The organism is Amycolatopsis sp. NPDC004169, assembly GCF_040610315.1.
GTDB lineage: Bacteria > Actinomycetota > Actinomycetes > Mycobacteriales > Pseudonocardiaceae > Amycolatopsis.
Genome location: NZ_JBEXMD010000035.1, coordinates 94,073 through 110,885, shown reverse-complemented (window position 1 = coordinate 110,885; position 16,813 = coordinate 94,073). Strand labels below are relative to the sequence as shown.

Below are 16,813 nucleotides of genomic sequence, written 5' to 3'. Positions count from 1 at the left end.
CCGGCCCCCCCGCCCTCGGTGCCTTTGTCGTCGCACCCCCCCCCGCCCCCGCCGCGCCCCCCCCCCCCGGTCTGGGGGTTGTGCGGCGGGTTCTCGACCCGCCTCACCACGCACGAGGCAGACCTAGGCGCCCGCGGCCGGCTCCGGGTCGCGGACCGCGGCGTACAACGCCTCGATGTCCGCCGAATACCGGTCGTTGATCACCCGGCGCTTCAGCTTGAGCGTCGGGGTCAGCTCGCCGGACTCGGGCGTCCACGTCTTCGGCAACACGTGGTAGCGCTTGATCTGCTCGATCCGCGCGAGCCTGCTGTTGGCCGACTCGACCGCGCGCTCCAGCTCGGCCCGCACCGCCGGGTGCGAAGCCAGCTCGTCCGGTGAGGCCTCCACGCCGTTCGCCGCGGCCCAGCCGGGGGCGATCTCGTCGTCGAGGACGATCAGGGCCGTCACGTACGGGCGGTCGTCGCCGATGGCCACCGCCTGGCCGATCAGCGGGTGCTCCTTGAGCAGGCCCTCGATCCGGGTCGGCGCGATGTTCTTGCCGCTCGAGGTGATGATCAGTTCTTTCTTGCGGTCGGTGATCGTCACGAAGCCGTCTTCGTCGATCGTGCCGATGTCGCCGGTGGCGTACCAGCCGTCGGCGTCGGTGGCGTCGGCGATCGTGCCGTCCTCCTGGAGGTAGCCGAGGAACACGATCGGCCCGCGCACCAGCAGCTCGCCGTCCTCGGCGACCTTCACCTCGACGCCGTCGAGCGGTTTGCCGACGCTGCCCGCGCGGAAGTCCGAGCCGGAGTTGGACGTCGCCGCGCCGGTCGTCTCGGACAGGCCCCAGACCTCGCAGATCTCGATGCCGAGCCCGGCCAGGAAGTAGATGATCTCCACCGGCAGCGCGGCCGCGCCGCTGGAGGCGACGAGCACCTTGTCGAGCCCGAGCAGCGCGCGCACCGGCGCCAGCGCGGCCTCGTCGGTCTGCCGGATCTTCTCGGCCAGCTCCGCGGGCACCGGCTGCCCGGCGCTGCGCAGCTTGTAACCCTGCTGCAGCAGCTCGTTCGCCTGCAGCAGGGCGGTGCGCCGGTCCTCCGGCACGCCACCGAGCATGTTCTTGAGTCCGGCGACCATCTTCTCCCACACGCGCGGGACGCCGAAGAAGCTCTGCGGGTGCACCTTGCCGAGCGCGCCGACGACCCCCGACGGGTCGGCGAGGGTGTGCACGTGCCCCGCCCAGACGATCGGCAGGTAGATCGACAGCTCCCGCTCGGCGATGTGCGCGAGCGGCAGGTACGCGATGTTCGTCGCGTGCATCGGCGGGTGGTGCAGCTCGGTGACCGCGTACGCCTGGTGGATCGCGTTGCGGTGCGAAAGCACGACCCCCTTCGGGTCACCGGTGGTGCCCGAGGTGTAGATCATCGACAGCGGGTCGTCCGGCTTGATCTCCGCCCACGACCGCTCGAAGGCGTCCGGGTCGGCGGCAAGCGCTTCCCGGCCGCGCTCCCGCACCGCGGCGAGGGAGACGAACCGGTCGTCGCCGTCCGGGATCGCGGTCTCGTCCATCACGACGACGTGCCGCAGCGCCGGGAGGTCGTCCAGCACCGGCCGCCAGCGCGCCAGCTCGGTCTCCCCGCCGAGCACCACGACCGGGGCCGCGCTGTGCCGGGCGACGTACCGGATCTGGTCCGGGCTGAGGGTGGCGTAGGCGGTGCAGGGGATGGCGGACAGGTGCGTCGCGGCGAGGTCGGCGACGATGTGGTCCGGGCAGCCCGGCGCCATGATCAGCATCCGGTCGCCCGCGGCGAGGCCGAGCCCGGCCAGCCCGCGGGAGACCTCGGCGATCGCGGTGCGGAACTCGGCCCACGTCAGCGTCGGCTGTCCTTCGATGTCGAGCGAGGTGATCGCCGGCAGGTCCGGGTACTCGACCGCGTTGCGGTGCAGCAGCCGCGGGATGGTCAGGCCTTCGGTCTGCTCGGCGACGGACGGGGTGGTCAACGCTGGCCTCCTCGGTGCTCCGGATGGCCACACTGTAGGGGCTTCCGGCGCAGGTGGATAGAGAATCGCGGCCACGTCAGGCGGCACCGTCGAAACGGACAAAGCGGTCAGGTACCCACCACTGTCCACTGTGTACACGGGCGTTCGCGGCGGAATCGCGCTTCAATGGAGGGGCCACGGACACCTGGGGGTAGGCGATGGCGCACTCCGCACGCAAGCTGCTCGAAGAGATCCAGGCCGAACTCGCGCCGCACGACGGCGACAACCGGCTGGTGCCGCTGATCACCGCGGGCCGGGCGCCCCGCGCGGTGTTCGCCGCGCTCGCCGCGGAGGAGAAGCTGATCACCCTCAGCGACTGGCGGAGCTTCCACGAGCTGGCGGCCCGGGCCGACGAGCCGAACGCGCGCACCTTCTTCGGCGGTCTCGCCCCGGGTGAGCAGCAGGCGAACAGGATGCTGGACGCCTTGCTCGCCGCGACTGGTCCGGACCACGGCAAGGAGCGCCCGCGCGCGGGCTGCCAGGTGTACCCGGCGTACGTCGCCTGGCTCGCGCTGAACGGCGAGTCGTCGGCCACCGCGGCGGGGATCTTCGCCAACTTCGCCGCCTTCGGCCGGTACTGCCGTGACGTCGCCGCCGGCATGCGCGAGCACTACGGGTTCACCGGCGAGCAGTGCGCATTCTTCGACTTCTTTGCTGCGGACGTCCCGGAAATAGAAGAACAAGCGCTCGCCGCGATCCAGGCCGGCCTCGACGCCCACCGGCTCGACGACCGGGAAGCGCACCGCTGCGCGCGGCTGTTCCAGAGCTACGAACTCCTCTTCTGGAACACCTTGGCCGACGAGTTCCCGGGCTGACCGGACCCGGTTCCGGCTCCGGAACCGGTACCGGGGCTGCCGCAGGGTGATCGTCCGGCCGCGGATGCGGAATGCCGGGAATTCGCGCGCGGTCTCCGGTGAATCCGCGGCCGGGAACGGCGATCCTGCGCATTCCGCTTTCTCCGGGGTGTCTACTCCGGACGAAGGCGGGGCGCGGGGGTGCGCGCGAACCCCCGTGATGTTTGTCACCGAACGATTCGCCGCTGTCGTACGTAGAGGGCGCCGGCCGGACGCACGGCGGTCCCGGGAGCGCTTCCAGTGCTCACACACCTGCGTGGAACCGGAGTCCTCCTGCGACGAAGCTCACGACTTGCGGTGGTGGACTTTCGAAGCGCAGGCAGCGACTGTGGAGGGATCACGGTCGCAAGATCACGTTCTCGCCACGGACTTGACGCGCCCTGGAGGGCTGCCTAACGTCGTCGCGGGCGAAGCAGACCACGGTGATGTTGATCCGGCTGGTCGGAATCCGGGTGTTGACCGCCTCGGGCGACCCGAAAACCATGTACTGCCGGAAGGAAAACGGACCCAGGTGAAGCAGATTTCTCTTCGACGCAACCGGGGATCCTCGATTCGGAAGCGCGTGCTCACGATCGCGCTCATCCCCAGTGTGGCCCTGCTGCTGGTCGGGGTGGCCCTCGCGGGCTACCTCATCTACGACGCGGTCACCGCTCGTGATTACACCAACCGGATCCGGAATTCGGAAGCCCCCGCGATCCCCTTCTTCGCCGCGCTGCAGCAGGAGCGCCAGGCGACCCTGAGCCTGCTGGCCGGGCAGAGCAACCAGCGGGCCGTGCTCGCGGCCGTCCGCCCGAAGACGGACGCGACCGCCGCGAAGGAGATCGAGAACCTCAAGGACAACTTCGCCGACTACGACAACACCCCGCCGAGCGTCCAGAAGAACATCGTCACGTTCTTCGGGCTCTACCAGCAGCTGCCGCAGACCCGCCAGGCGGTCGACAGCGGCCAGATGCAGATCGGCCAGGCGTTCGCCTTCTACAACAAGCTGTTCGACCAGTTCACCGACGGCGTGGCCGGGCTCGCGCAGAACGCCCGCGGCGCCCAGAACGCCTTCGACCGGCTGACCGCCATCCCGCTGTTCACCGCGGCCGACGCGATGCAGCGCAGTGACGCGCTCGCCGCCGCCGGGCTGGCGGCGGGCGGCCTGTCGAACGAGGACTTCCGCTCCTACGTCGGCCAGGTCGGTGCCTACCACGCCCAGCTCGACGCCTCGGCGCCGAAGATGATCCCGGACGTCAAGGCGAAGTACGACCAGCTGCTGGCCAGCCAGCCGTGGCAGGCCGTGACCCAGGTCGAGACCGCGTTCCTGCGCGGTGACCTGTCCAAGCTGCCGGTGCCGCAGGACCAGTGGCGGGCCGCGGCCCGCCAGGTCGGCGACGCGCTGATGGGCATCTTCATCCTGCAGAGCTCGAACGCCAGCCAGGCCGCGATCAACGACGCGGACTCGACGTTCACCGAGTCGCTGATCGCCGGCGTGATCGCGGTCCTGTTCGCGGTCTTCGTGGTCTTCGTCGCCGTCCGGCTGTCGAACCGGCTCATCGGCCGGCTGCACCGGCTGCGCGAGGACACCCTCGACGCGGCCGAGGTCCGGCTGCCCGAGCTGGTCGCCCGGGTCCAAGCGGGCGAGCCCGTCGACCTCGAAGAGGGCGGGCACTTCCTCGACCACGGCACCGACGAGATCGGCCAGGTCGCCGACGCCTTCAACAAGGCGCAGCAGACCGCCATCGCGGCCGCCATCGACGAGGCGAAGACCAAGGAGGGCACCAAGACGGTGTTCCTCAACATCGCCCACCGCAGCCAGGTCATCGTGCACCGCCAGCTCAAGGTGCTCGACCAGGCCGAGCGCAAGCAGGAGGACCCGGACCAGCTGGACACGCTGTTCCAGCTCGACCACCTCTCCACCCGCGCCCGCCGCAACGCCGAGAACCTGATCATCCTCGGCGGCGGGCAGCCGGGCCGCCAGTGGCGCAACCCGGTCGGGCTGGCCGAGCTGGTCCGCGGCGCGTCCGCCGAGACCGAGGACTTCGCGCGGGTCAAGACGGCCGTGCTGCCGCAGATCGCCATCCGCGGCCCGGTCGTCGGCGACCTCGTGCACCTGCTCGCCGAGCTGATCGACAACGCGACGTCGTTCTCGCCGCCGCAGTCGCGGGTCGAGATCCGCGGCAACGTGGTCGGCAAGGGCGTCGTGATCGAGGTCGAGGACCAGGGCCTCGGGCTCGAGCCGGACCAGACCGAAGAGATCAACGCGATGCTGGCCGACCCGCCGGACTTCGGGATCATGGCGCTGTCGGACGAGCCCCGCCTCGGCCTGTTCGTGGTCGCGCGGCTGGCCGCCCGCCACGGCATCCAGGTGCACCTGCGGGAGTCGGCCTACGGCGGCACCCGGGCCATCGTGCTGGTGCGCACCGACCTGCTCGCCCCGCTCTCGGAGTCCGAGCCGGAGCAGCCGATCACCCCGCCGAAGCCGGAGCTCGTCCCCAACCCGGTCGAGCCGGAGACCACGGCCAACGACGAGGTCGCCCCGCTCAAGCGGCCGGTGCGCCGCCCGGCGCGGCACCGCACCGAGCCGCCGACCGCCGTCCCGACGGCGCCTCCGACGGCTCCCGCGGCCGTGACCCAGCCGCCGACGCCGGTGCCGCCGATGCCCGCCCCGCCGGTCACCGTCCCGCCGCCGGCCCCGGAGCGGTCGCAGCCGTCGTCCGCGCCGACGCCGGTCCCGGTCGGGTCCGTGTCGGAGCCGGTGAGCCAGCCGACCCAGGCCCAGCCGGTGGCCGCGGTGCGGCCGCCCGCGCCGCCCGTCCGGACTTCGCGCCCGGCCCGCCCGGCCGCGCAGCAGCCGGTGTGGCCGCCGCAGGAGCCGCGCGCCGCGGCGACGCCGGAGAGCCGGCCGCAGCAGCCGCGCCGCCCGGAGGCACCCGGGCGGCCGCCGCTGCCGCAACGGCGACGCCAGCAGAACCTCGTGCCGCAGTTGCGGGAAGATAAGCCCGCACAGGAACGCGAAGAGGTCCGGCTGGACTCGCCGGAGGCCGCCCGCAGCAGGCTGTCTGCCTTCCAGCAGGGCACCCGGCGGGCCCGTGACGAAGAGTTTCCCGAGAACGACGACAGGTACGGAGAGCGCGAGTAATGGTCAACTCAGGCGCCCACGAGCTCGACTGGCTGCTGGACGACCTCGTCAAGCGGGTCGCCGGGGCGGACCGGGCGGTGGTGCTGTCCTCGGACGGCCTGCTCATCGGGCGGTCGGGCAACCTTTCCGAGGAGGACGCCGAACACCTGTCCGCGGTGGCTTCGGCCTTCCAGAGCCTGGCCCGCGGCACCGGGCGGCACTTCGGCGGCGGCAACGTCCGTCAGACGATGGTCGAGATGGACCACGCGTTCCTGTTCGTGACGGCGGCCGGGCGAGGCGCCTGCCTCGCCCTGCTGGCCCGTGAAGACGCGGACATGGGGCTGGTCGCGTACGAGATGAACCTGATGGTGAAGCGGGTCGGGCAGGTCCTCACCTCGGCCCCGCGGACCGCCGGCGCGCAGCCCACTGCACCATGAGCGCACGGCACGAAGCCTGGTTCGACGAGGAGGCCGGCCCGCTGGTCCGGTCGTACGCGGTCACGGGCGGCCGCACCCGGTCGGACACGCTCGGGCTCGACCTCATCACGCTCGTGGTGGCGCTGCGCACCGCGCACGAGGCAGGCATGCTCGAACCGGAGTACGCGCGCATCATCGCCCTGTGCCAGCGGCCGGTCTCGGTGGCCGAGGTGGCCGCCAGGGTCGATCTGCCGCTGCCCGTGGTGAAGGTGATGCTCAGCGACCTCATCGAGCAGAACCTGGTGCTGTTCCGTACCGCGGCACCGGTCCAGGAAACTCCCAACCGACACGTATTGCAGGCGGTTCTTGATGGCATCCGGAAACTCTGACCCCCGGCGGAACCTGACCGCGACCGCGGTCAAGGTACTCATCGCCGGCGGGTTCGGGGTCGGCAAGACCACGATGGTCGGCTCGGTGAGCGAAGTGCCGCCGCTGCGGACCGAGGAGGTCATCACCACCGCCTCCGAAGGCGTCGACGACCTGTCGGGCGTCGAGCAGAAGACGACCACGACGGTCGCGCTCGACTTCGGCCGCATCACGATCAACCCCGACCTGATCCTCTACCTGTTCGGCACGCCCGGTCAGGACCGGTTCTGGTTCATGTGGGACGAGCTGGCCGAAGGCGCGCTCGGCGCCGTCGTGCTGGCCGACACGCGGCGGCTCGACAGCTGCTTCGCGGCGGTGGACTTCTTCGAGCGCCGCAACCTGCCGTTCGTCGTCGGCGTGAACTGCTTCGACGGCGCGTACCGCTACGGCACGGAGGAGGTCCGGCAGGCGCTCGACGTCGGCATGGACGTCCCGCTGCTGCTGTGCGACGCCCGCGAGCGCGAGTCGACCAAGCAGGTGCTGACCAGCCTGATGGAACACGTGATGGCGCGGTCCGACCTCGCGGCCGCCCAGGGCGGCTACTGACCGGACCGCGCGCTCGTCAGCGACGTCGCTTGATCAGGGTGTCGAGCGCGAACCGGCCCGGGCCGATCGCGGCGAACAGCAGGAAGACCCACGAGTAGACCGCGGCGGGCTCGCCCATGTTCTGCAGCGGCAGCAGGCCCATCGGCGCGTGCACGGTGAAGTAGGCGTAGGCCATCACGCCCGACAGCAGGATCGCGGCGGGCCTGCTGGCGAGCCCGACGAGCAGCAGCAGCGCGCCGACGAGCTCGAAGACGCTGCCCCACCAGCCGGGGAACGAGCCGAACGGGACGCCCCCGCCTTGGCCGTCGATGCCGCCGAAGAAGCCGAAGCCCTGCAGGCCGTGGAAGCCGAACAGGAACGAGATCACGATCCGGCTCGCGCCGATCACGATGCCGGTGACCTGGGTCTTCGCCGGGGCGGTGGTGCGGGTTTCGCGGACGGTGGTGGCGGTCATGGCGGGTTCCTTCCCCTGGGTTGCCGTCTTGCCTTCTGCCTACGCGTCGAGTGGGTTCTCGCCGGATCGACAGCCCCGCGGAAAAATCTTGGAAGAGTTTCGGGAGACTGTCCCCATGGCGGGCAAACAGAGTGCCGGGCTCCTGCTCCACCGTCGCCGCGGCGACGAGGTCGAGGTGCTGCTCGGGCACATGGGCGGGCCGTTCTGGGCGAAGAAGGACGCGGGCGCGTGGTCGCTGCCCAAGGGCGAGCTCGACCCCGACGAGTCGCCGGAGGCCGCGGCGCGGCGCGAGTTTTCGGAGGAGCTCGGGCTGCCCGCGCCCGACGGCGAGTACGTCGAGCTGGGCGTGGTGAAGCAGTCGGGCGGCAAGGTCGTGACGGCGTGGGCGGTCGAGGCCGACCTCGACCCGGCCGCGGTGGTGCCCGGCACGTTCACCATGGAGTGGCCGCCGCGCTCGGGACGGCAGCAGGAGTTCCCCGAGGTGGATCGGGTCGAATGGTTCCCGCTCGAGGCCGCCCGGGAGAAGCTGGTGAAGGGCCAGCTGCCGTTCCTGGACCGGCTGCTGGCGCTGGTCACCGGCTGAGCAGCGTCTCCAGTGGTTTGGCGGTGAAGGACGGCAGCACGACGTCCGCCTGCCCGAAGTCGAGGTTCCTGGTGATCGCGTTCGGCACGGCGACGCAGGTCAGCCCGGCGGCCTTGGCGGCGGTGACGCCGTGCGGGGTGTCCTCGAAGGCGATGGCGTCCGGTGCCGCGGCGCCGAGTTCGGCCAGGGCGGCGAGGTAGAGGTCGGGGTCGGGTTTGGCCTTGTGGAGGTCCCCGGTGAGGACGGCGTCGAAGTAGTGGTCGAGCCCGAGCCGTTCCAGGTGCGGGTTCACCCAGGCCCCGGACGAGCTGGAGGCGACGGCCAGCCGGATGCCGAGGTTCTTGGCCGTGTCGAGGTAGTCCCGGACCCCTTCGCGCGGGCCGAGGTCCTCGAGCAGCCGGAGGACGTGGGCCCGGGTCTTCGGCCGCAGTGCCTCCGGATCGATGCCGGGCGCGTGCTCGGCGAGCAGGGCGAACATGGCGGGCGTGGTGTGCTGGGTGCCGATGACGGCGTACCAGGCATCGAGCGGCAGCTCGGCACCGTACTCCCGGAAGACGGCCTGCCAGGACTGCAGCACGGCGGATTCGGTGTCGGCGAGCGTGCCGTCGAAGTCGAAGACCAGGGCGCGGGTGGGCACGCCTGCACCCTGCCCGGTGGGTGATCGTTCAGGCAAGGGAGTTGTGACGAGCCTGAAAGGCTTGGACGGCGGCTTCGGCGCGGAGCGCGAAGACGACTTCCTCGATGGGCCCGGGTTCGGCCTCGGAGACGGTGGTGAGCGCGATGTCGGCGGCCGACACCATCGGCCACCGGTAGATGCCGGTGGAGACGGCGGGGAACGCGACGGTGCGGGCCCCGGCTTCGTGCCGTGGAGCGCGTTGGAACCGGCCGCGGACGAGCGGCCCGGCCCGCCGCTCCCGCCCTTCCCGTGTGGGTCCGGGCGTTCGCGGCGTGGGCCGGGCCACGGTCTCCGGCTACGGGTGCACGGTCAGCCGGTACAGGCGCTCGCCGATCTTGTAGTACAGGTCGCCGAAGCGGTCGGCCGTCAGGTCTTCCATGCCCTGCTTGGTCAGCAGGACCGTGACCGCCTTCGTGACCTTGTCGATCTTGAAGATCCGGTCGCCCTGGGTGCCGTACACGTGGTCCGGGTCCTTCGGGACCGTCAGCAGCACGCCGTCGCGCCAGGCCATCGTCGGCTTCGCGTCGTAGTCCGGGTCCGGGAACAGGCGCTGGGTCTTCATCGCGCCCGGTGCGGCCGGGTCGAACGTGAGCAGCGTTACCCCGGCCAGGCCCCAGACCTGGCCGTCCACCTCGGTCAACGCGGTGATCGCGCGGGTCGAGGGCAGCGGGTACCGGGCCACCGCGCCGTTCGCCGGGTCGTAGGAGAACACCTCGGCCGAGGCGCCCGGCGCGAACACCGGGTTGACGCCCAGCGCACCCCTCGTCGACGTGCCGCCGAAGACCTTGCCGCCCGCGTAGGCCAGCGAGACCACCGCCTGGTCCGGGACGACGCAGACCGCCCGGCCCGGTGTGCCGTCTTGCCAGATGTTCAGCGCGCCGCTGCGCTTGCCGTACTTCGGGGCCGTTCCCATGTAGACGGTCCCGTCGGGCGCGCCGGCCAGCGCGTACGGGCGGTCCTGCGGCGGCGGGCCCTCGCCCGTGCGGCAGTCGGCGGCCTTGTCGCCCGTCGCGCCGCCGGTGTACTGCAGCTTCGGCGGCCACGTGCCGCCCGGCTCGTAGCTGTACAGCCGGGCCGACGGGTAGACGCCGATGTAGAGCTTCCCGTCGTGGGCCAGCAGGCTGTCGGTCTGGTTGAGGCCGTTGCGGGTCGGCGTGTCCGGGCGGTTGTCGTCGGCGTCGCCGTGCAGCGGGTCGTACACGCCGGTGCCGCCGGTCAGGTAGCCGCCGGTGTAGATCCTGCCGTCCGGGCCGGTGCCGAGCGCGTTGATCGCGGCGGGCAGCACCGGTGTCCCGGTGACGAGCCGGGTGCTCGACGCGCCGGTCGCCGGGCTGTACTTGAAGATCCGGGTGCCGTCCGGGCCCGCGCCGAGGCCGGCGAGCGTGCCGTTCTCCCAGCTGTAGCCGGTGACGTCGAGGTCGGGCCGCACGTTCGTCGCCTGCACGGCCTTCGTGGCGATGTCGTAGGACTGCAGCAGCCCCTCCTTGACGAACCAGACTTTGCCGTCCGCGGCCGGGGAGTGGTGCAGGTCGGTGTCGGTGATCGTCGCGTCCACCACCGAGCGGTACGAGCCGTCGGCGTTCTTGACGACCTGCAGCACGAGCAGCGTCCGGTCGAGCCAGGCGAACAGCCGGCCGCCGGTCCAGGTCAGGCCGCCGACCATCGAGTTGTGCGTGTACTCGGCGGGCAGCAGGCTGTCGGTCCGCCCGGTGACGTTGTCGTAGCGCACCAGCGAAGCGTTCGTGCCGGTGCCGAGGTAGGTCGCGTTGGCGGCCGGGTCGTGGGCGATGCTGCGCACGTACTCGGCACCGGCGACGACCGGGGTGGCGCCGATGGTGGTGAACGTGCCGTTGTCGTACTTGAAGTAGCGGCCGTTGTCGTAGGTGCCGCCGTAGACCTTGCCGTTCGCGCCGGCTTCGAGGTCCCAGATGAAGGAGTACCCGCCTTCGGCGCGGCCGAGGTCGGTCAGCGTGGTCGTGCCCGGCACGTGCCGGTACAGCTTCGAGTTCGGATAGGTGCCCAGGTAGACGCTGCCGTCGGTGGCCGTGGTGGCGGCCCAGCCACCGACGGTGGGGGTGTCGGCGGTGTCCGGGAAGGTCAGCTTCGAGGTGACCTTCTCGGTGGCGACGTCGATGACCGCGAGCTGCGGGTTGCTAGATGAGCGCGGAGACGCTGGTGGTCCCCGCGGGCGCCACTCCCGAGGCACTGGCGGTGTTCCACTTCCTGCCGGAGACCGGACCGCCGGTCACGCCGCCCAGCAGCTGCCCGGACGAGTCGCGGAACCGCAGGTACAGGTCGGCCGCGCCGCTCTCGGTCCACACCTGGCCGTAGGCGGTGTACCGGACGCCGGCGGTGGCGGGCAGTCCCGGCTGGCTCTCCCGGCCGTAGGCCTTGTCCGCGGCCGTGTCGTCGATGCGCGCGGTGGTGCGTCCGTCCCACGTCGCCGCGGTGACCCCGCCGGGGCTGTGCGATCCGCTCCAGCCGGTCAGCCCCAGGTCGAACCCGCCGTTGGCGATCTGCAGATCGGCCGCACCCGCCGGGGTGGGCACGGCGAGCAAGCCGGTGGCCAGCGCGGCGGCCAGGGTGCGGGGCAACAGGCGTCTCATGGCGACCACGATCGGGCGCGGCCGTACAAAACGGGTACAAGCCCTCAGCGGAGGAAGTATTCCTTCAGCACCGGCGCCAGCGCCGTCGCCTTCACGATGTGCGTCTGGCCCGGCAGCGTCCGGTACTCCGCCGACGGCAGCACCTTCGCCAGCGACCCCACGCCGTTGCGCATCCAGTCCGGGCTGCGGCCGCCGTCGATCACCAGAGTCGGGGCCGTCACCTCCGGCCACGCCGCCGGCAACGGTTCGCCCGACTGGTGACCGATCACCAGCGCCGTGTCGTACGGGATCGTGTGGGCGACCCTCTTGAGCTTGGCCCAGAACGGCATGAGCCGCATCATCGCCACCACCGCCCGGCCCAGCCCGACGCCCTCGGTCATGAACATCTTGACCGCCTTGCCGCGCTTGCCGTCCTTCAAGGCCTGGTCGAGCCGGGTGGGGTAGTCCTCCGGGACGCGGGGGCGGCTGCCGTCGACGATGAACGGGGGCTCGTACAGCGCCAGCTTCGGCGCCGCGACCCGGGGAGCCGCTTCGAGGACCAGCGCGACGCCTGACGAAATGCCGAACAGGAACGCCTCGCCGCCCGCCTCCTTCACGATCGCCGCGAGGTCCTCGACTTCGCGCTCGACCGCGTACGGCCCGGCGTCGCCGCTCTCGCCCCGGCCCCGGCGGTCGTAGGTGTACACGGTGAAGTGCGCGGCCAGCTCCTTGGCCAGTGCGTCGTTGGGGGACGAGCCGCGGTAGCACATCGCGCCGTCCACGAGCACGAGCGCCGGGCCCGACCCGGCGCGGGTGTACGCGATCCGGGTGCCGTCAGCAGAGGTTGTCGTCGTCATGCGGACAGCCTGCCTCCGACGCATGCATCTGTCAAGACAAAAAAAGTTGTCGGTAGACCTGGTCCGGCTCGGCTTGAGCTCAGAGCTCAGAGCTCTGCGCTCAGGCCGGACGCAGGGTGAGCAGCGTGATCTCGCTCGGCGCGAAGACCCGGAACGGCGGGCCCCAGAACCCGGTGCCGCGGCTGTTGTACAGCTGCGTCTCGCCGTGCCGGGTCAGCCCGGACAGCGTCGGCTGGTCGAGCCGCACCAGCAGGTGGAACGGCCAGATCTGCCCGCCGTGCGTGTGCCCGGAGATCTGCAGGTCGACGCCGGCCTCGCGGGCTTGGCGGACCTGCTTCGGCTGGTGGGCCAGCAGCACCACCGGGACGCCGTCGGGCCGTCCGGCCAGCGCCGCGGCGAGGTCGGGCCCGTGGCCGGGCAGGCCGGACGCCGTGCCGGTCGGGTCGTCGATGCCGGCGAAGAGGATCCGGTCGCCGCCGCGTTCGAGCAGCGTCGAACGGTTGTGCAGGGTGTCCCAGCCGAGGCCCTCCATGTGGTCGAGCCACGCCTGGGCCTCGCCGAAGTACTCGTGGTTGCCGGTGATGTAGAACCGCCCGAGCCCGGCCTGGACGCCGCCGAGCGGGTCGACCTGCTTGCGGCGCTTGGCCACCGCGCCGTCGGCGAGGTCACCGGCGTGGCAGACGACGTCCGCCTCGAGCGCGTTGACCGCCGCGACGACCTCCTCCGACCACTTCGTCCGGTCGATCGGCCCGAAGTGGGTATCGGTCAGCACGGCGACGCGCAGGCCGTCGAGCCCCGGCCCGAGCCGCGGGATGAGGACGTCGACGGCCTTGACGGGCGGCACCCGCATGGCGACCCGGTTGCCGTGCACGAGCAGCCCGGCGGCGATCAGCGCGGTGGCGCCCGCGACGATCCGCGACCGCAGCGGATCGTCGACGCCGAGCAGCGCGACCCGCAGCACCAGGCTCAGGACGGACCAGCTGAACAGCACCCAGATGACGGCGAGCAGCGAATCGCCGAGCCGGGCGGCGGCGTCGCTCTGGTGCCGGGAGTGCCCCCGGAACATCGCGACCGGCATGGTGACCAGGCCGAGCGCGGCCAACGCCGTGCCGGCGATCGTGCCCGCGGTGCCCCACTCCGGGGCGAGCACCAGCGTCCACCAGGGCACGGTGAACAGCAGGAGCACCGCCAGCAGCGGCACGACGACTAGTTGGCCTCTCATCGAACCAGATTACAGCCCGTCGGGCTGTTAGCGGGTTCGCTGATCTGTGGCTCGTCGGCGCTCGCTGGCAGGTTGTGCACAATCCGGTGGGGCTGTGGACAACAGGGCCGCTGGCGGGGTTGGTCCCCGATTTTCGTCGGGCGGCCCCGATACGCTGGAAGCGGGGGCAGCCCCCAGGGAGGGCGGGCCGTGATCGCTGCCGTGCGGGCGCCGCTACGACGCCGCTCGTGAGCGCTGCCAGTCCTGGACCGCCTCCTCGACGTCCACCAGCGCGACCGTCAGCGGTGGTCCCGTGTGGTGGTTGAGGTAGGCCTGCCGGATCCGCTCGTTCAGGTCGGCCACGACTTCGCGCACCCGCGCCTCGGTGCGTTCCGCGGCGAGCGTCTCCGGCAAGTCTTGGACTTCTCTCTTCAGCGCGAGCGCCGGCGGCAGCAACGCCTTCGTGTCGTGGCCGCCCTTCTTCACCTCGCGCAGCACCCAGTCGGTCGCCGCGTCGTTTCCCGTCGGCTTCGGCAGGGGCTTGCCGGTGCCCGGGAGGTCGTCGAACTCGCCCCGGGCGCGGGCCTGGTCGATCTGGCGGTCGATCCACCAGCGGAAAGACACCTTGGGTGGTTTGCGTGCGGCCATCTCCTCACACCCCCTCCGTCCCCTTCCAGGGTAATCTCCGCAGCGACGAGCGAGGGGACCGCATGACCGCCGAACGCACTGGCGCCGAGGACGTCGACCGGACGCTGGCGCTGCTCTGGCGCGCCCGCGCCGCCGCTGCCGAACCGACCAGGGGCCGCCGCCCGACGCTGACGATCGAGCGGATCGTCGCCGCCGCCATCGCGGTTGCGGATGCCGATGGGCTCGCCGCCGCGTCGATGCACCGCGTCGCCAAGGAACTCGGCGCCGGCACGATGACGCTCTACACCTACGTCCCCGGCAAGGCCGAGCTGGTGGACCTGATGGTCGACGACGTCCTGGTCGGCCGCCGGCTGCCGGGGCCGGGCGAGCCGCGTGACGGGGACTGGCGTGCGCAGGTGGCGCTCTACGCCGAACGGACCCGGCAGGCCTACCGCGCGCACCCGTGGCTGTGCGAGGTCTCGCGCGTCCGGCCGCCGCTGGGGCCCGGCCAGCTGGCGGGCCAGGAGTACCTGCTGTCGATCATGGACGCGCTCGGCCTGCCGCCGCGCCAGGCCGTCGCGGCGGCCAACGGGATCGGCACCTACGTCGACGCGAACGCGGCGCTCGACGCGGAGAACACCCGGCTGGAGCGCAGCACCGGCCAGTCCACCGAGGCGTGGTGGCACCAGCGGTCGTCGTTCTGGGAGAACTACTTCGTGGTCGACCAGCACCCGGCGATGAACCGCATCTGGCTCGGCGGCGGCTTCGACCAGACGGCCAAGGCGCAGGGCGACACCGCCTACGAGTTCGGCCTGAACCGGATGCTCGACGGCATCCAGGCCCTGGTGGACTAGCGCCGGCTGCGCCACCGCAGCCGGCGGCGCTCCTGCCGGGGCACGGCAGGCTCGCTGCTCGCGCGCAGGACGTCCCGGCACACCGGGTCGAACCGGCCGGGCTCCTCGATCATCGGTGCCGCCAGCACGACGTGCCCGCACACCGCGCGGAACCGGCCGTCGTGCCGACCCACCGCGAACTCTTCCTCGGTGACCGCGTGGGTGTAGCCGTCGGTGTCGCAGCGGATGTGCACCAGGAACGGCTCCACCGGGCTCATCCCGCCGCGCTGGTCGAGGTGGTCTCGGTGGGGGCGCTGTCCGAACCGGCGGCCGCCGTCGACGACGGGGGCGGGGCGGTGGTGGTGCTGCTGGTCGGCGACGGCGTCGTGGGCGTCGTCGACGACGACGGCGGCGTCGGTGACTCCGTGGAAGTCGGGGTGGCCGACGTCGGCGTGGTGGACGTCGGGGTCGACGAGCTCGGCGTCGTGGACGTGCCGGGCAGCGGGGTGGTGGTGACCGGCGGGGTGGTTTCCGGTGGCGCGGGCGGCGCCGGGACGCCCACCGGGGCTCCGGCCGCGGCGGCGTCCGGGGCGTCGGGCGCGCCGATCGGCACCTGGCTGTCGGGCAGCTGGGCCACGCCGCCGCGGTAGGCCGATGCCCACGCCACCACGGTGTCCACATAGGACTGCGAGTTGTTGTAGCGGCGCACGGCGATGCGCTGCCCCGCGTCGGTGGAGAGGTCGAGGCCGCCCGAGCAGAGGTAGCGCGCGGTGGCCAGCGTCTCGTCGTAGATGTTGTTCGGGTTCGACACGCCGTCGCCGTTGCCGTCGGAGGCGTAACCGCGCCACGTCGACGGGATGAACTGGGTCGGGCCGACCGCGCGGTCCCACACCGCGTCGCCGTCGTACTTGCCGCCGTCGGTGTCGCGGATCGCGGCGAACGCGCCGGCGCCGTTGAGCACCGGGCCGAGGATCGGCTCCAGGGTGTCGCCGTTGGCGTTGACGTACCCGCCGCGGGCGTGGTTCGACTCGATCCGGCCGATGCTGGCGATCAGCGCCCAGTCGACGTGGCAGTTCGGCTGTTCCTTGGCCAGGATGTCCGCGGCGTTCTTGTACGCCTTGAGCATGCTCCCCGGGATGCCGAGCGAGCCGGAGATGCCCGCGGAGCCCGCTCGCCCGCCGGGCACGACCAGCGGCTCGGGCAGCGGCGGCTGGGGCAGGCTGCCGTCGACCGCGATCGGCGGCATGACGATGTCCGGCTGCTGCGGCGGGGCGGCGATCGCCTGGTCCGGCTGCCTGTCCCCGGCGTTGGCCACGACGACCGGCGCCGGCAGGCCCGTGGTCAGCGTGGGCAGCACGACGAGCGCCCCACCCGCGAGCGCGGCGGCGGTCCGGCGGACCGAACGCGTGCTCCTGCGACGTGGCCGGTGCTTCGGCATGGTCGTCCCCGCTTCCCTCGATCTGTCGCTGATCGCCTCACCCGATCGGCCTCACCCACCGGTACTGACCGGTAGGAGCAAGCTATCCGATGGAACCAAACTTTGGCGAATGCCGACGCCAAATCCGCCGTCGCGGGAGAAGTTCGTCTGGATGGCACAAAACCTTCGTAGGAAATCTGTCAGATTCACCAGGAC

At 71.7% G+C, this 16,813-nt stretch carries 17 protein-coding genes and 1 pseudogene; 7 read left to right on the top strand and 11 right to left on the bottom strand.

The window, feature by feature from the left end:
- Positions 1 to 123: 123 nt before the first annotated feature.
- Entirely contained in the window at positions 124 to 1,980 is a 1,857-nt protein-coding gene (locus tag ABZX11_RS35640; RefSeq protein ID WP_354921584.1) for an AMP-dependent synthetase/ligase, read from the bottom strand.
- Positions 1,981 to 2,177: 197 nt separating this feature from the next.
- Here ABZX11_RS35640 and ABZX11_RS35635 point away from each other — a divergent pair, with 197 nt between their 5' ends.
- The 5 genes from ABZX11_RS35635 to ABZX11_RS35615 all read left to right on the top strand — a co-directional run bounded on the left by ABZX11_RS35635 (position 2,178) and on the right by ABZX11_RS35615 (position 7,364).
- On the top strand, positions 2,178 to 2,834 hold the full coding sequence (locus ABZX11_RS35635) for a transcriptional regulator (protein ID WP_354921581.1): 657 nt from the start codon (positions 2,178 to 2,180) through the stop codon (positions 2,832 to 2,834).
- A gap of 601 nt (positions 2,835 to 3,435) precedes the next feature.
- Positions 3,436 to 5,997, top strand: a complete 2,562-nt coding sequence (locus ABZX11_RS35630; protein ID WP_176175285.1) for an ATP-binding protein — start codon at positions 3,436 to 3,438, stop codon at positions 5,995 to 5,997.
- Positions 5,997 to 6,413 carry a roadblock/LC7 domain-containing protein gene (locus ABZX11_RS35625; RefSeq protein ID WP_043776694.1) on the top strand — a complete coding sequence of 139 codons (417 nt, stop codon included), beginning with the start codon at positions 5,997 to 5,999 and terminating at the stop codon, positions 6,411 to 6,413. The genes ABZX11_RS35630 and ABZX11_RS35625 overlap by 1 nt, the downstream gene beginning before the upstream one ends.
- Positions 6,410 to 6,781, top strand: coding sequence for a DUF742 domain-containing protein (locus ABZX11_RS35620; RefSeq protein WP_176175286.1), 372 nt, complete (start codon positions 6,410 to 6,412; stop codon positions 6,779 to 6,781). Before ABZX11_RS35625 ends, ABZX11_RS35620 begins: the two co-directional genes overlap by 4 nt.
- Positions 6,762 to 7,364: an ATP/GTP-binding protein gene (locus ABZX11_RS35615; protein WP_004561734.1), complete on the top strand. Its 603-nt coding sequence runs from the start codon at positions 6,762 to 6,764 to the stop codon at positions 7,362 to 7,364. The genes ABZX11_RS35620 and ABZX11_RS35615 overlap by 20 nt, the downstream gene beginning before the upstream one ends.
- Before the next feature lie 16 nt (positions 7,365 to 7,380).
- Here ABZX11_RS35615 and ABZX11_RS35610 read toward each other — a convergent pair whose 3' ends face one another.
- Positions 7,381 to 7,818 carry a DoxX family protein gene (locus tag ABZX11_RS35610; protein ID WP_176175287.1) on the bottom strand — a complete coding sequence of 146 codons (438 nt, stop codon included), beginning with the start codon at positions 7,816 to 7,818 and terminating at the stop codon, positions 7,381 to 7,383.
- Positions 7,819 to 7,933: 115 nt separating this feature from the next.
- Here ABZX11_RS35610 and ABZX11_RS35605 point away from each other — a divergent pair, with 115 nt between their 5' ends.
- Entirely contained in the window at positions 7,934 to 8,401 is a 468-nt protein-coding gene (locus ABZX11_RS35605) for an NUDIX domain-containing protein (protein ID WP_176175288.1), read from the top strand.
- Here the strand turns inward: ABZX11_RS35605 and ABZX11_RS35600 are convergent.
- From ABZX11_RS35600 to ABZX11_RS35570, 7 genes and pseudogenes are all read right to left on the bottom strand, one after another.
- On the bottom strand, positions 8,391 to 9,038 hold the full coding sequence (locus tag ABZX11_RS35600) for an HAD family hydrolase (protein WP_354921576.1): 648 nt from the start codon (positions 9,036 to 9,038) through the stop codon (positions 8,391 to 8,393). The genes ABZX11_RS35605 and ABZX11_RS35600 overlap by 11 nt on opposite strands.
- Positions 9,039 to 9,066: 28 nt before the next feature.
- Positions 9,067 to 9,255 (bottom strand): annotated as a pseudogene (locus ABZX11_RS35595) (O-acetyl-ADP-ribose deacetylase); the annotation flags it as partial.
- Positions 9,256 to 9,372: 117 nt separating this feature from the next.
- Positions 9,373 to 11,283, bottom strand: a complete 1,911-nt coding sequence (locus ABZX11_RS35590) for a hypothetical protein (protein ID WP_354921573.1) — start codon at positions 11,281 to 11,283, stop codon at positions 9,373 to 9,375.
- Complete coding sequence (locus ABZX11_RS35585) at positions 11,231 to 11,683, bottom strand: hypothetical protein (RefSeq protein WP_354921570.1); 453 nt, start codon at positions 11,681 to 11,683, stop codon at positions 11,231 to 11,233. Before ABZX11_RS35585 ends, ABZX11_RS35590 begins: the two co-directional genes overlap by 53 nt.
- 44 nt (positions 11,684 to 11,727) lie before the next feature.
- Positions 11,728 to 12,519, bottom strand: coding sequence for an alpha/beta hydrolase (locus ABZX11_RS35580; RefSeq protein WP_354921567.1), 792 nt, complete (start codon positions 12,517 to 12,519; stop codon positions 11,728 to 11,730).
- 100 nt (positions 12,520 to 12,619) lie between these two features.
- Complete coding sequence (locus ABZX11_RS35575) at positions 12,620 to 13,741, bottom strand: metallophosphoesterase (protein WP_354921565.1); 1,122 nt, start codon at positions 13,739 to 13,741, stop codon at positions 12,620 to 12,622.
- A 213-nt stretch (positions 13,742 to 13,954) separates the two neighbouring features.
- Positions 13,955 to 14,368 carry a DUF1992 domain-containing protein gene (locus ABZX11_RS35570; RefSeq protein WP_354921562.1) on the bottom strand — a complete coding sequence of 138 codons (414 nt, stop codon included), beginning with the start codon at positions 14,366 to 14,368 and terminating at the stop codon, positions 13,955 to 13,957.
- A 62-nt stretch (positions 14,369 to 14,430) separates the two neighbouring features.
- On the opposite strand from ABZX11_RS35570, the gene ABZX11_RS35565 reads away from it, so the two are divergent.
- Positions 14,431 to 15,201: a TetR/AcrR family transcriptional regulator C-terminal domain-containing protein gene (locus tag ABZX11_RS35565; protein ID WP_176175293.1), complete on the top strand. Its 771-nt coding sequence runs from the start codon at positions 14,431 to 14,433 to the stop codon at positions 15,199 to 15,201.
- Here ABZX11_RS35565 and ABZX11_RS35560 read toward each other — a convergent pair.
- Positions 15,198 to 15,458 (bottom strand): hypothetical protein, encoded by a 261-nt coding sequence (locus tag ABZX11_RS35560; RefSeq protein WP_354921559.1) that lies wholly within the window; start codon positions 15,456 to 15,458, stop codon positions 15,198 to 15,200. The genes ABZX11_RS35565 and ABZX11_RS35560 overlap by 4 nt on opposite strands.
- Positions 15,455 to 16,618 (bottom strand): lytic murein transglycosylase, encoded by a 1,164-nt coding sequence (locus ABZX11_RS35555; RefSeq protein WP_354921556.1) that lies wholly within the window; start codon positions 16,616 to 16,618, stop codon positions 15,455 to 15,457. Before ABZX11_RS35555 ends, ABZX11_RS35560 begins: the two co-directional genes overlap by 4 nt.
- Between the last annotated feature and the right edge of the window lie 195 nt (positions 16,619 to 16,813).